Annotated in this window: 12 protein-coding genes, 4 tRNA genes and 2 other RNA genes; 5 read left to right on the plus strand and 13 right to left on the minus strand. The window is 52.4% G+C overall.

Annotation, left to right across the window (positions count from 1 at the left end):
• Positions 1 to 133: 133 nt before the first annotated feature.
• The 3 genes from ptsH to cysZ form a co-directional block, all read right to left on the minus strand.
• Entirely contained in the window at positions 134 to 391 is a 258-nt protein-coding gene (gene ptsH / locus AAIE03_RS03165; RefSeq protein ID WP_003848868.1) for a phosphocarrier protein Hpr, read from the minus strand.
• A gap of 388 nt (positions 392 to 779) precedes the next feature.
• On the minus strand, positions 780 to 1,748 hold the full coding sequence (cysK, locus tag AAIE03_RS03170) for a cysteine synthase A (RefSeq protein WP_013026640.1): 969 nt from the start codon (positions 1,746 to 1,748) through the stop codon (positions 780 to 782).
• Positions 1,749 to 1,893: 145 nt separating this feature from the next.
• A complete protein-coding gene (gene cysZ, locus AAIE03_RS03175; RefSeq protein ID WP_013026639.1) occupies positions 1,894 to 2,655 on the minus strand; it encodes a sulfate transporter CysZ in 762 nt (253 codons plus the stop codon).
• Between the two features lie 218 nt (positions 2,656 to 2,873).
• Between cysZ and zipA the strand changes: the two genes are divergently transcribed.
• From zipA to AAIE03_RS03190, 3 genes are all read left to right on the plus strand, one after another.
• Positions 2,874 to 3,872: a cell division protein ZipA gene (gene zipA, locus AAIE03_RS03180; protein WP_014594250.1), complete on the plus strand. Its 999-nt coding sequence runs from the start codon at positions 2,874 to 2,876 to the stop codon at positions 3,870 to 3,872.
• Positions 3,873 to 3,939: 67 nt separating this feature from the next.
• Positions 3,940 to 5,958, plus strand: coding sequence for an NAD-dependent DNA ligase LigA (gene ligA, locus AAIE03_RS03185; protein WP_498562774.1), 2,019 nt, complete (start codon positions 3,940 to 3,942; stop codon positions 5,956 to 5,958).
• Position 5,959: 1 nt separating this feature from the next.
• Positions 5,960 to 6,178, plus strand: coding sequence for a DUF3820 family protein (locus AAIE03_RS03190; protein WP_013026636.1), 219 nt, complete (start codon positions 5,960 to 5,962; stop codon positions 6,176 to 6,178).
• 55 nt (positions 6,179 to 6,233) lie between these two features.
• Here AAIE03_RS03190 and AAIE03_RS03195 read toward each other — a convergent pair whose 3' ends face one another.
• Positions 6,234 to 7,241, minus strand: a complete 1,008-nt coding sequence (locus tag AAIE03_RS03195) for a bile acid:sodium symporter family protein (RefSeq protein ID WP_013026635.1) — start codon at positions 7,239 to 7,241, stop codon at positions 6,234 to 6,236.
• Between the two features lie 95 nt (positions 7,242 to 7,336).
• On the opposite strand from AAIE03_RS03195, the gene AAIE03_RS03200 reads away from it, so the two are divergent.
• A complete protein-coding gene (locus tag AAIE03_RS03200; RefSeq protein WP_014605313.1) occupies positions 7,337 to 8,257 on the plus strand; it encodes a LysR family transcriptional regulator in 921 nt (306 codons plus the stop codon).
• Here AAIE03_RS03200 and AAIE03_RS03205 read toward each other — a convergent pair.
• The 7 genes from AAIE03_RS03205 to AAIE03_RS03235 form a co-directional block, all read right to left on the minus strand.
• The gene (locus AAIE03_RS03205) at positions 8,254 to 8,604 is read right to left on the minus strand and encodes a FlxA-like family protein (protein WP_013026633.1); all 351 of its coding nucleotides are present in this window, start codon (positions 8,602 to 8,604) and stop codon (positions 8,254 to 8,256) included. The genes AAIE03_RS03200 and AAIE03_RS03205 overlap by 4 nt on opposite strands.
• Positions 8,605 to 8,723: 119 nt before the next feature.
• Positions 8,724 to 8,855, minus strand: a non-coding RNA gene (locus AAIE03_RS03210) — RtT sRNA.
• A gap of 31 nt (positions 8,856 to 8,886) precedes the next feature.
• A non-coding RNA gene (locus tag AAIE03_RS03215) (RtT sRNA) lies at positions 8,887 to 9,018 on the minus strand.
• A gap of 43 nt (positions 9,019 to 9,061) precedes the next feature.
• Positions 9,062 to 9,137 (minus strand) — tRNA-Lys (locus tag AAIE03_RS03220).
• 4 nt (positions 9,138 to 9,141) lie between these two features.
• Positions 9,142 to 9,217, minus strand: a tRNA-Val gene (locus AAIE03_RS03225).
• A 41-nt stretch (positions 9,218 to 9,258) separates the two neighbouring features.
• A tRNA-Val gene (locus tag AAIE03_RS03230) sits at positions 9,259 to 9,334 on the minus strand.
• Between the two features lie 47 nt (positions 9,335 to 9,381).
• Positions 9,382 to 9,457 (minus strand) — tRNA-Val (locus AAIE03_RS03235).
• A 270-nt stretch (positions 9,458 to 9,727) separates the two neighbouring features.
• Here AAIE03_RS03235 and gltX point away from each other — a divergent pair.
• Positions 9,728 to 11,146, plus strand: coding sequence for a glutamate--tRNA ligase (gene gltX / locus AAIE03_RS03240; RefSeq protein WP_013026632.1), 1,419 nt, complete (start codon positions 9,728 to 9,730; stop codon positions 11,144 to 11,146).
• 121 nt (positions 11,147 to 11,267) lie between these two features.
• On the opposite strand, the gene AAIE03_RS03245 is transcribed toward gltX, so the two are convergent.
• Together AAIE03_RS03245 and AAIE03_RS03250 are read right to left on the minus strand one after the other, a co-directional pair.
• Positions 11,268 to 11,621 carry a YfeC-like transcriptional regulator gene (locus tag AAIE03_RS03245; RefSeq protein WP_024471562.1) on the minus strand — a complete coding sequence of 118 codons (354 nt, stop codon included), beginning with the start codon at positions 11,619 to 11,621 and terminating at the stop codon, positions 11,268 to 11,270.
• Positions 11,622 to 11,733: 112 nt separating this feature from the next.
• A complete protein-coding gene (locus AAIE03_RS03250) occupies positions 11,734 to 12,522 on the minus strand; it encodes a formate/nitrite transporter family protein (RefSeq protein WP_013026630.1) in 789 nt (262 codons plus the stop codon).
• Positions 12,523 to 12,667 lie beyond the last annotated feature (145 nt).

Raw genomic sequence — 12,667 nt, forward strand, 5'->3', positions numbered from 1 at the left:
ACTGGACTCGTTGCATTGCCATAGTCGTGGGACACGTACTCTACGAAAGCAATAACGCGGACAGTTTGTCCGCGATCAAGATGTTGCACGCAATGGCGCAGAAGAGTCGTTTTAAAGCGGTGCAGAAAGGAGATTACTCCAGTTCCGCCATCAGCTTAACTAAATGCTCTACGGCTTTTTGCTCATCTTCACCTTCCGCAGAAAGGGTCACAACGGTGCCCTGGGTCAGACCCAGCGTCTGCAGCTTAAACAGGCTTTTAGCGCTGGCAGATTTACCATTGGAGGTGACAGTGATTTCTGACTGGAAGGCTTTAGCTTCTTTGACAAATTGCGCAGCAGGGCGAGTATGCAGTCCGTTTGGTGCGGTAATGGTAACTTCTTGCTGGAACATTCTATTTCCCCAACTTTTTCAGGATTAGTGTTATGGATCTAAAGTCTAGCCTGGAGCCCTAACTTTAGCCTGTGAAGGTGCGCGGGTATACATCTTACTGTCTAACAATGCGCTTGAATGAGTCTTTCATTCCCGCTGAGTGTCAAAAAGCGATTTGAGCACGTCACCCGTTAATTATGCCGTGATTTGCCCTTTCACTAAATCTGAATCTTGACTCAGCTTGATCCACTTCAAAGGAGGATTAATTTCAGGCTTCGAAATAATTGGCAGTCTAAATACCAGAGCCACGTGAGTGAAATCAATCTGCGACATGGTGAAAGTGAGATCTGGGCCACAAAAAAGCACCCATCCGGGTGCTTTTTAGGCATTTATCCGCATCTGTTTCGGGCTATTGCAGCTCTTTTTCGGTAAAGAGATCGGCAAACAGGGCGGTACTGAGATAGCGTTCGCCGGAAGAGGGGAGAATCACGACGATATTTTTATTGGCGTAAGCTTCATCTTCCTGCAGCTTCAGCGCGGCGGCAACGGCGGCGCCAGATGAAATACCGGCCAGGATGCCTTCTTCTTCCATCAGACGACGTGCAGTGGAGATAGCTTCTTCGTTGGTGATAGCCACTGCCAGGTCAATCAGCGACAGCTCCAGGTTGCCTGGAATAAAGCCAGCACCGATCCCCTGAATCTTGTGGGGGCCGGGTTTCAACTCTTCGCCCGCCATTGCCTGGGCAATGACCGGTGAGTCGGTTGGCTCAACCGCGACCGTGATCAATTCTTTTTTGCCTTTGGTGTTTTTTATGTAACGACTTACCCCGGTCAGGGTACCGCCGGTACCCACACCGGCGATGAACACGTCCACTTCGCCATCCGTATCTTCCCAGATTTCCGGGCCGGTGGTCTTTTCATGAATTTCCGGGTTAGCCGGGTTGCTGAACTGCTGCAGCAGCAGGAATTTGTCTGGATCGCTGGCAACAATCTCTTCAGCTCTTGAGATGGCACCTTTCATGCCTTTTGCGCCTTCGGTCAGCACCAGATTTGCGCCTAACGCTTTCAGCAGCTTGCGCCGCTCAACAGACATGGTATCCGGCATGGTGAGCGTCAGTTTATAGCCGCGTGCCGCCGCCACGTAGGCCAGCGCGATGCCGGTGTTGCCGCTCGTCGGCTCAACCAGTTCAATGCCAGGCTTAAGAATACCGCGTTTTTCCGCGTCCCAAATCATATTGGCACCGATACGGCATTTCACACTGAAGCTCGGGTTACGGGACTCCACCTTCGCCAGGATGCGGCCGTTACCGATGCGGTTCAGTCGAACCAGCGGCGTATGACCAATTGTTAAAGAGTTGTCTTCATAAATCTTGCTCATAGCCTGTCCTTAACTGTATGAATTATTGGGAACCCTCAGAGCATACCTGTTCTTCTTTCTGGCGGAAGGAAAGAAATCATATATCTATATGTCTCATGGCAATAAGACCTGCCAAAAATTGCATAAGGATAGTTGATGATTTAGCTCAGGTGCCACGAGCAAGCTTCGCACGATAACGATCGACCCACATTGCCGTTGCGCCACAAACAGCTACTGGCATAATGGCCAGATTAACGACCGGAATCATCGTAAACAGGCTGACCAGTGCACCAAACTGCATGTTTGCCGTCTTGTGCTGACGCAGCGCCTGGCGCATCTGCTGAAAACCCACCTTGTGGTTATCGAAAGGATAGTCACAGTACTGAATCGATAACATCCACGCGCTGAACATAAACCATAAAACGGGCGCGACAGTCTGCCCAAAGCCCGGAATAAAGTAGAGCAGCAGTAAGCCCAGCGCGCGTGGCAGGTAGTAGCCCAGCTTCTGCAATTCGCGTTTCATAATGCGGGGAACATCTTTGAGCAGGCCTACCCAGCCGCTGTCAGGTAATGGTTTCCCGGTCAGGCGCGCTTCCAGTTGTTCGGCCAGTAGCCCACAAAAGGGGGCGGCAATCAGGTTGGCAAGGGTGGAAAAGAAGTAACTGAACACCAGTACCACGGAAATCACCGACAGCGGCCACAGCAAATAGCTCAGCCACTGTAGCCAGTCGGGAACGTGGGACATTAACTGCGGGATCCAGCTATCAAGCTGGTAAAAAAGCCACACGAAAGCCCCGCCCAGCAGAAGGATGTTGACCAGTAAAGGGATAATCACAAAGCGTCGAATACCGGGCAATCTGACCAGCTTCCAGCCCTCGCTGAAGTAATGCAAACCGTTAAAAGCGGAAACCGAATTGTTGACAACCATAAAGCCCGTTCTCCTGAAGATGGTAAGGCGCGTCTACTATAACCTGGCTTTTTCACCTCTCCAGGTGCCGTTTGGGTAAAAAAACAGCGAAAAAGCGTGGGTGGTCTATCTTATTTGTGAGAAAATACTGCACAGACTTGCACTTATCTGGCAGGGCAAATACAGTTAGAGAATAAAGTTTGCCGCGGTGGCAAGGTATTGGAACAACAGAGAATACAATGATGCAGGATTTGCGTCTGATATTAATCGTTGTTGGCGCGATCGCCATTATAGCGCTTCTTATTCACGGACTGTGGACCAGCCGTAAAGAGCGCTCTTCAGTGTTCCGCGATCGCCCGCACAAACGTTTGAAACAACGTGATGAACATGATGATGAGACGCTTACCGACGACGTTGATGACGGCGTGGGTGAAGTGCGTGTGCGCCATGCCCGCGACCATCAGGAACCTCACTTCGATGATATTCGCGATACGCAGCCAGACGAGCAGCATGCGCCTGTAACGCCACAGCGTGCACGTCAGCCTGCCACATCAGCGCCGGAAAGCGATCCCCTGTTTGCGCCAGCACCTAAGCCTGAATCCGCACAGCCGCGGCCAGCGCCTGCACGCCAACAGCCCGCGCCTCAGCCAACCTTTGTTGCGCCACCGGTACAGGCAGATCCTCTGCTGGATTCTGACCCGCTGGATAGCGTTCAGCCCAATCCCGTTTATCAGGCTGAGCCTGAACCCGCGCCTGAGGTCGTCAGCCCGCCGCCGCCTAAGCAACCTGAAGCGCGCCCTGCAACCAGCAGCAAGCCGAAAGAAGCGGTGCTGGTTCTGCATGTCGCCGCCCATTCCGGTGGTCAGCTAAATGGTGAAGCCCTGTTACAGGGGATTTTGCAGGCCGGTTTTCAGTTTGGTGAAATGAATATTTTCCATCGTCACCTCAGCCCTGCGGGCAGCGGCCCTGTGCTGTTTAGCCTGGCCAATATGGTGAAACCTGGCTCGTTCAATCCGGATGAAATGACTGATTTCACCACGCCCGGCGTGTCTATTTTTATGATGGTGCCGTCGTATGGCGATGCGAATCAAAACTTTAAGCTGATGCTACAGTCCGCACAGCGTATTGCGGACGATGTGGGCGGTGTGGTTCTCGATGACGAGCGCCGTATGATGACGCCACAAAAACTGGAAACCTACAAAGCGCGTATCCGCGATGTGGTTGAATCCCGGGACTAATCCACACTTTTTCAATTTGTTATGATAAACCCCCGCCTGTCGGGGGTTTTTTATCTGATGGGGTTATATGAAATCCGTCCAGGAACACATCACCGAACTGCGCACGACGCTGCGCCATCATGAATACCTTTATCACGTTATGGACGCACCGGAAGTACCGGATGCGGAATATGACCGCCTGATGCGCGAGCTGCGCGAGCTTGAAGAACAGCATCCTGACCTGATTACGCCTGACTCACCTACGCAGCGCGTCGGGGCGGCTCCCTTAATGGTGTTTGAGCAGGTCCGCCATGAAGTGCCCATGCTGTCACTGGATAATGCCTTTGACGAAGCCAGCTTCAGAGCATTTAACAAGCGCGTGCAGGATCGGCTAAAAAGCAGTGACGATCTGGTCTACTGCTGTGAACTCAAACTGGATGGCCTGGCCGTAAGTCTGTTGTATGAAGACGGACTGTTAACCCGTGCGGCAACCCGCGGTGACGGCACGACCGGCGAGAATATTACAAGCAACGTGCGGACAATCCGCGCGATCCCACTGCGGCTCAAAGGCGAGAACATTCCTGCCCGCGTCGAAGTGCGGGGCGAGGTGTTTATGACGCAAAACGGCTTTGAAAAGCTGAATGCGGAAGCGCGCCGCACCGAAGGCAAAGTCTTTGCCAATCCGCGCAACGCCGCGGCAGGTTCACTGCGCCAGCTCGATCCCCGTATTACGGCAAAACGACCTCTCACGTTTTTCTGTTATGGCATTGGCCTGCTGGAAGGCGGCGAGATGCCGCGCAGCCATATGGCGCGTCTGCAACAGTTTAAAGCGTGGGGCTTGCCGGTCAGCGATCGTATTCGTCTGGTTCATAACGCGGATGAAGCGCTGGCCTTTTACCACGAGGTTGACGCGCAGCGTGCAGAACTGGGGTTTGACATCGACGGCGTCGTGATCAAAGTCGATTCTCAGGATCTGCAGGAGAAGCTGGGCTTTGTCGCCCGTGCGCCGCGTTGGGCGGTAGCCTTTAAGTTTGCCGCTCAGGAGCAGATGACCGTCGTGCGCGACGTTGAATTCCAGGTGGGCCGCACTGGCGCGATTACGCCTGTGGCGCGCCTGAAGCCGGTGCAGGTCGCTGGCGTAATGGTCAGCAATGCGACCTTGCATAATGCCGATGAGATAGAACGTCTTGGTTTGCGTATTGGCGATAAAGTTGTGATTCGCCGTGCCGGTGACGTGATTCCTCAGGTAGTGAATGTCGTTGTCAGCGAACGCCCTGAAGACGCGCGTGAAATCCTGTTCCCTTCCCACTGTCCGGTATGCGGATCCGATGTTGAACGCGTCGAAGGCGAAGCTGTCACACGCTGTACCGGCGGGTTGATCTGTGGTGCCCAACGTAAAGAAGCGCTGAAACATTTTGTCTCGCGCCGCGCCATGGACGTCGAGGGGATGGGCGATAAGATTATCGATCAACTGGTAGAGAAAGAGTACGTCAAGACGCCGGCAGACCTGTTTCGATTAACCCGTGAAACCTTAACCGGCCTGGATCGGATGGGGGCGAAATCGGCGCAGAATGTGGTCGACGCTCTGGAAAAAGCCAAATCCACTACGCTGGCGCGTTTCCTGTATGCGCTCGGTATTCGCGAGGTTGGCGAAGCGACCGCGGCTAACCTGGCTAACCACTTTGGCGAGCTACAAAAGGTAATGGATGCCGATCTGGACGCGCTGATCGCAGTGCAGGATGTGGGCACCGTGGTGGCGAAGCACGTACGTCACTTTATGGAAGAAGAGAGCAATCGCGACGTGATTCGCCAGTTGGTCGAAGACATTGGTATCAACTGGCCCCAGGTGGTAGTGGTTAAAGCGGAAGAGATTGACAGTCCGTTTGCAGGCAAAACCGTGGTGCTCACCGGCTCGCTGTCACAGATGAACCGTGACGACGCGAAAGCGCGCCTTACCGAACTCGGCGCGAAAGTCAGCGGAAGCGTATCGAAGAAAACCGATCTGCTTATCGCGGGCGAAGCGGCCGGTTCAAAACTGGCGAAGGCGCAGGAACTGGGCATCGAAGTGATCGATGAAGCTGAAATGATTCGTCTGCTGGGAGCCTGACATGGACAAACAGTATCTGGTTGAAATAGCTAACACGGTCATGCCGTTTGGCAAATACAAAGGCCGGGTGCTGATTGATTTGCCTGAACCTTACCTGCTGTGGTTCGCCCGCAGTGGCGACTTTCCTTCAGGACGTTTAGGTGAGCTGATGCAACTGACGTTGACGATTAAAATTGAAGGGCTGGAAGGCCTGGTGAAGCCCCTGAAGCGCGGTGAGTAATTACGCTGCCTCGTTATATTGAGCAAACGAAGCAGCGATTTTCTACGCGTTTCGGTTATTTCTGCGATTCCACCACGGCGGCTTTATCTTTTTTAGCCTGCAACGCATTGGTTTTCTTATAACGCCCGGCAATAAACGAACACACCATCAGCTGCACCTGATGAAAGATCATCAGTGGCAAGACGATAATGCCCACGGCGCTGGCGGGGAACAGAATGTTCGCCATCGGCACACCGTTTGCCAGACTCTTTTTAGAACCACAGAACAGGACAACGATCTCATCCTGACGGCTGAAGCCAAACAGGCGAGAGGCAAAGTAGTTAATCAACAGAACGATAGTCAGCAGCAGTAGACATCCCGCCAGAATCCACAGCAGCGTATCAACGCCAACCCGTTTCCAGATGCCGTTTACCACCGCTTCACTGAAGGCGGAATAGACCACCAACAGAATAGAGGTTTGATCCGTAATACCAATCAGACTCCGGTTTCTTTCCACCCAGCCGCTGATCCAGCGACGTGACAGATGGCCTAAAACAAAAGGCACCAACAGCTGCAGCATGATTTTACCCACCTGCTCAAGGCCATCACCCGGTCCGCTGTTGTTAACGTCCATAACCAGATTCACCAGCAGGGGAGAGATAAATACGCCCAGCAGGGAAGATGCCGAGGCGCTACAGACCGCGGCAGCAACGTTTCCGCCCGCCATTGAGGTAAAGGCGATAGCTGACTGTACCGTGGCCGGTAAAATACACAGATAGAGGAAGCCGGTATAAATCTCGGCACCAACTTTCACCGGATGCCACCAGACAATTAACATACCGATAGCCGGGAACAGCACAAAGGTACTGCACATAATCCAGAGATGGAGCCGCCAGTGGCTGCTACCGGCAATGATTTTTTCCCGCGACAATTTGGCGCCATGCATAAAGAAAAGCAGCGCAATCGCGGCGGTGGTCAGGTACTGAAAAAAGTCAACAAAATGACCTCTGGCAGGAATAAAAGAGGCCAATAATACGGTGATGATAAGCTTTATCATCATTGGGTCTATACGTAAAAATCCCATCGTTAAAATCCGGTTAAATTTAGGCTGAGGTGATTGTGCGCGATGTGGGTTTAGAAATAAAATTGATTTATTAGATTAATCTATGTGAGAAATCGATGAATTACTCTTTGCGTCAGCTACGCACCTTTGTTGCTGTAGCGCATTACGGCGGTTTTAGTCAGGCAGGGCAGGCTATTGGTCTGAGCCAGTCGGCCGTAAGCCACAGCATAAAAGAGCTGGAAAATGAAATTGGCGTTCGCCTGCTGGATAGGACGACGCGCGAAGTCGTGCTGACCGAGGCGGGCCAACAGCTGGCCTCCCGCATGGAAAGGCTGCTCGAAGAGATAAACACGACGCTGCTTGATATTCGCAGCTACGGTGAACAGCGCAGTGGCACGGTGCGAATCGCGGCCAGTCAGACCATCTCTGCGCACCTGATGCCGCAGTGCCTTGCTGCCAGCCAGCATAGCTATCCGGACATAAAAATCATTTTGCACGACCGCGTACAGCAGTGGGTGCTAGAAAGCGTCCGCAATGCTGAAGTGGATTTTGGCATCGTCATCGGACCGCTTAACGACACCGATTTTGACGGCTGCGCTATTCTGGATGAACCTTTTTTGCTGTTATGCCGTGAGGACGATCCGCTTGCCGAGGTAGCACAGGCGCAGTGGTCTATGTTGGACGGCAGGACGATGGTATTGCAGGATTACGCGTCAGGTAGCCGGGTATTAATTGATGCGGCTTTACGCCAGCAAAATATCAACGTTAATGTCGTTCAGGAGATCGGCCATCCCGCGACGCTGTTTCCTATGGTCGATGCCGGCATTGGGATTAGCATTTTACCGGCGCTAGCGTTACCGCTTCCGGCAGGACGGGCGCTGACGGTGCGCCGTCTTTATCCGGAGATCAATCGCACCCTGACTTTAATTAAGCGTAAAAATCGCTCATTAACGCCAGCGGCCGAAGCGATCTGGCAGGAGGTGCGTCAGCAGGCAAGATTGCTGACGCAACAACGCGAGTCAAGACCGGCGTTTTAGATATAGACATCGAGTTGATTGGTCTGCGTCGGGCGGTTAACGCCATCTGCAGATGCAGTATTACCTTCTTTTTGCGCCTGCTTTGCTTCAGCTTTCTGTTGCTCTTTGCGTTGTAACTGCTGGATTTGCGCTTCTAAAACCTGGATTTGTGCCTTAATCGTATCTTGCTGCTTCTTTTTCTGCTCTGTGGTCATCGTCTTATCGTCACCCAAACTTTTCAGTTGGTCGTTGAGACGAGAAATCTGCTTATTCAGGCTGGCGATTTGTGATGCGGTATCACTTGAGTTGGTTGTGTCTGATGAACTGCTGCTTCCGATACTCGGCGTGCTGGTTAATATCGTTGTCATTATGATCTCCTTGCAAATAGACGTTTTAGGTTATCGGACGCTTGCCGCAAAAGCTTAATGCCCCAAAATGTTAATTTTACGAAAAGATTCTTACAGTCTGGCGTCAGGACGGATAAATTTGGTGGCTCGTGCAGGATTGCCTCGGCCTGGTGGGCCTCGCCCTGCGGGTGATGCTGGCGCATCAGCCTGAATCGCTTTGCGATTCAGTCGAACCTGCGGCAGGTTCTCATCCCGCACGTTTTACGCATAGCAAAAAGGCGCCTTTAGGGCGCCTTTCAACATTGGTGGGTCGTGCAGGATTGCCTCGGCCCGGTGGGCCTCGCCCTGCGGGTGATGCTGACGCATCAGCCTGAACCGCTTTGCGATTCAGTCGAACCTGCGGCAGGTTCTCATCCTGCACTGCAGACACTGGCGCACAGAAACGAAAAAAGCGCCTGAAGGCGCTTTTTTCTAAATTTGGTGGGTCGTGCAGGATTCGAACCTGCGACCAATTGATTAAAAGTCAACTGCTCTACCAACTGAGCTAACGACCCGAAGTGGTGGGTGATGACGGGTTCGAACCGCCGACCCCCTCCTTGTAAGGGAGATGCTCTACCAACTGAGCTAATCACCCACTTCGGTACTGCTTCACAAGAGTGTCATCTGACTAAGATATGGTGGGTGATGACGGGTTCGAACCGCCGACCCCCTCCTTGTAAGGGAGATGCTCTACCAACTGAGCTAATCACCCATATCTTATCTCTTGTCACTGCGGGCCACCTTAAACCTTCTTAAGAGTGGTGGGTGATGACGGGTTCGAACCGCCGACCCCCTCCTTGTAAGGGAGATGCTCTACCAACTGAGCTAATCACCCCCGCTGTGTGGAGTCGCATTATAGGGATAGTTGATTTTGAGTCAACGCTTTTTAAAACATAATTGTGCGTTCGGTTTAATTTTAAACATCCCGTAGGGATTTTATCCAATGTGCTGGTTTTCTTAGCAGAAATACAGGCTTTGCGGCCGCTCTGCTGTCTTGCATGCATTGAGGATTCATCATCAGATGCTAGAATATGCGCACTGTTTTCGCGTCTAACCCGTTTTTTGTCATCCAGACAACGAACCTGCGCATTTAAGGCAATACTGAATGAAAATCAAAACTCGCTTCGCGCCAAGCCCTACCGGCTTCTTACACGTAGGTGGCGCTCGTACCGCACTCTACTCATGGCTCTTTGCCCGTCATCATCAGGGCGAGTTTGTACTGCGCATTGAAGATACCGATCTTGAGCGTTCTACACCGGAAGCCATCGAAGCCATTATGGATGGGATGAACTGGCTGAGCCTGGACTGGGATGAAGGCCCTTATTACCAGACCAAACGCTTCGACCGCTACAACGCCGTCATTGATGAAATGCAGGAAGCGGGTACTGCCTATAAATGTTACTGCTCGAAAGAACGTCTTGAAGCGTTGCGTGAAACGCAGATGGCCAACGGCGAAAAACCCCGCTATGACGGCCGCTGCCGTGACAGCCATGAGCATCACGCTGCTGATGAGCCGCATGTAGTGCGCTTCCGTAATCCACAGGAAGGCTCTGTTATTTTTGACGATCAGATTCGCGGTCCGATTGAGTTCAGTAACCAGGAACTGGACGATCTGATTATCCGCCGTACCGATGGCTCACCGACTTACAACTTCTGCGTCGTGGTCGATGACTGGGATATGGGCATCACCCACGTTGTGCGCGGTGAAGACCACATCAACAACACACCGCGTCAGATCAATATCCTGAAGGCGATAGGCGCACAGGTACCGGTTTATGCCCACGTTTCGATGATTCTGGGTGACGACGGTAAGAAACTGTCTAAACGTCATGGTGCAGTAGGCGTGATGCAATACCGTGATGACGGCTATCTGCCAGAGGCGTTGCTTAACTATCTGGTACGTCTGGGCTGGTCACATGGCGATCAGGAAATTTTCTCTGTCAAAGAGATGACGGCGCTGTTTAGCCTGGACGCGGTCAGTAAATCGGCCAGCGCCTTTAATACCGAAAAACTGCAGTGGCTAAATCACCACTATATTAATGCGCTGCCGCCTGAGTACGTGGCAACCCATCTGCAGTGGCATATTGAACAGCAGAACATTGATACCCGCACTGGCCCGGAACTGGCAAAGTTGGTGACCTTGCTGGGCGAGCGCTGCAAGACGCTGAAAGAGATGGCCGCATCGTGTCACTATTTCTATCAGGATTTTTCAGAATTCGATGCCGATGCTGCGAAAAAGCATTTACGTCCAGTCGCGCGTCAGCCGCTGGAAGTGGTTCGCGACAAGCTGGCCGCATTGACTGACTGGAATGCAGAAACGGTGCATCAGGCTATTCAGCAGAGCGCGGATGAGCTGGGTGTGGGCATGGGCAAAGTCGGCATGCCGCTGCGCGTCGCCGTCACCGGCGCCGGTCAGTCTCCCGGACTGGATGTGACGGTGGAAGCCATTGGCCGTAGCCGCAGCGTTGAGCGTATTGAAAAAGCACTGGCCTTTATTGCTGAGCGTGAAGCACAGAGCCAGTAACCGTTCTCTTACACGGCGGCTTGCGGCCGAGCGCTTTCTGGCATTCACCGATGAAGGCCAGGCCGCGGGACGTGATTGTCTGAGACGAAAAAAAACCGGAAGCATCGCGCTTCCGGTTTTTTTATTGTTCGTGAATGCCCAGTCGGTCAAGCACACCTTTTATCCCTTCCCGCAAAATCAACGCCGTGAGCTGATCTTGCTCGTTCTGACTCATTTGCTGGACAGAACTTATCAATAACGCAGGTAATGAATTCGGTGGGGGAGTATAATTTGCCGTGGGTTCATTAAGGTTGCGCGTCGACTGAATGAAACTTTTCACGCGTTCATCAATATGAATCAGTCTGGCTTTTCCGCCCTGAACGCCGGGTTTTGGCGTGGTCGTCCAGTTCTCGCGTTTGATCCATTTGTTCACCGTCTGCCGACTGTAGCCCGTTTCGATTGCCAGTTCTTCCGGAGTTAGCCATTCCTTTTTCACGATGCTGTCCCTGTTCAATACATTAGCCATACATATTACAGCAAATCGTAACGCGTGAAAGTAACAGGAAACGAAATTGCCTTTTGTCTCTCAACAAAAGGCAGGGGATTGTTTATTGCGCAGTGCTTGGCTGCTCGGCTGCGGGGCGGAAAGCGAGGAAGTAAGCCAGACCAACGAAAACGGCACCGCCGACGGCATTACCTAAGAATACCGCCACGAAGTTAGGCAAATATTCAGCCCAGCTCATCTGTCCGGCAAAGATCGCAGCAGGAATAATGAACATATTCGCCACAACGTGCTGGAAACCAATGGCCACAAACGCCATGACCGGGAACCACATCGCGAAAATTTTGCCGACCACATCTTTACTGGCGAAGGCCAGCCACACGGCAAGACATACCAGCCAGTTACAACCGATGCCAGAGATGAACGCATGCAGGAAATCGGCATGGACTTTGGCATTCGCAATCGCCAGCGTCTTTTTCAGGTAATCACCCTCGGTCATGGCCAGCATGTGGCCAAAGAACCAGGCGATAGCGATGCTGCCAAGGAAGTTGGCAATCGTTACCCAGAACCAGTTACGTAATACGCTGTAGCCACTAATACGGCGTGCAAACCAGGCAACAGGCAACGTCATCATATTACCGGTTAACAGTTCGCCACCGGCCAGAATGGTCAGGATCAATCCCACCGGGAACACCGCAGCCCCTAAGAAGCCGCCAAATGAGCCCCAGTCAGCAGGGAGAGAGTTAATGACATGAACATCCAGCAAGAAACCTGTAGCAATAAAGGCACCTGCCATGAAGCCAAGAATGATTAAGGAGCTAATGGAAGCATGGCTTTTTGCCACGCCAGCCTGAATCGCCAGTTGGGCGATCTCTTTGGGTGTATGCAGCGACATATATTCTCTATTGATTTTAGTATTGGAGCGAAAACGCCTGGTTGAAGAACGGTGCGCTGGAGAAAACCATGCAGCCGTATTAGATAGCGGGCTAAGTTTTACACGACATTACCGGGAAGACAAGATAATTCCCATAACATATTTA

Source organism: Pantoea sp. Ae19-2, assembly GCF_059801205.1.

Bases quoted from the DNA above. Each gene is read 5' to 3' on its own strand.
- ptsH (WP_003848868.1), bottom strand. From the start codon at position 391: ATGTTCCAGCAAGAAGTTACCATTACCGCACCAAACGGACTGCATACT.
- cysK (WP_013026640.1), bottom strand. From the start codon at position 1,748: ATGAGCAAGATTTATGAAGACAACTCTTTAACAATTGGTCATACGCCG.
- cysZ (WP_013026639.1), bottom strand. From the start codon at position 2,655: ATGGTTGTCAACAATTCGGTTTCCGCTTTTAACGGTTTGCATTACTTC.
- zipA (WP_014594250.1), top strand. From the start codon at position 2,874: ATGATGCAGGATTTGCGTCTGATATTAATCGTTGTTGGCGCGATCGCC.
- ligA (WP_498562774.1), top strand. From the start codon at position 3,940: ATGAAATCCGTCCAGGAACACATCACCGAACTGCGCACGACGCTGCGC.
- AAIE03_RS03190 (WP_013026636.1), top strand. From the start codon at position 5,960: ATGGACAAACAGTATCTGGTTGAAATAGCTAACACGGTCATGCCGTTT.
- AAIE03_RS03195 (WP_013026635.1), bottom strand. From the start codon at position 7,241: ATGGGATTTTTACGTATAGACCCAATGATGATAAAGCTTATCATCACC.
- AAIE03_RS03200 (WP_014605313.1), top strand. From the start codon at position 7,337: ATGAATTACTCTTTGCGTCAGCTACGCACCTTTGTTGCTGTAGCGCAT.
- AAIE03_RS03205 (WP_013026633.1), bottom strand. From the start codon at position 8,604: ATGACAACGATATTAACCAGCACGCCGAGTATCGGAAGCAGCAGTTCA.
- gltX (WP_013026632.1), top strand. From the start codon at position 9,728: ATGAAAATCAAAACTCGCTTCGCGCCAAGCCCTACCGGCTTCTTACAC.
- AAIE03_RS03250 (WP_013026630.1), bottom strand. From the start codon at position 12,522: ATGTCGCTGCATACACCCAAAGAGATCGCCCAACTGGCGATTCAGGCT.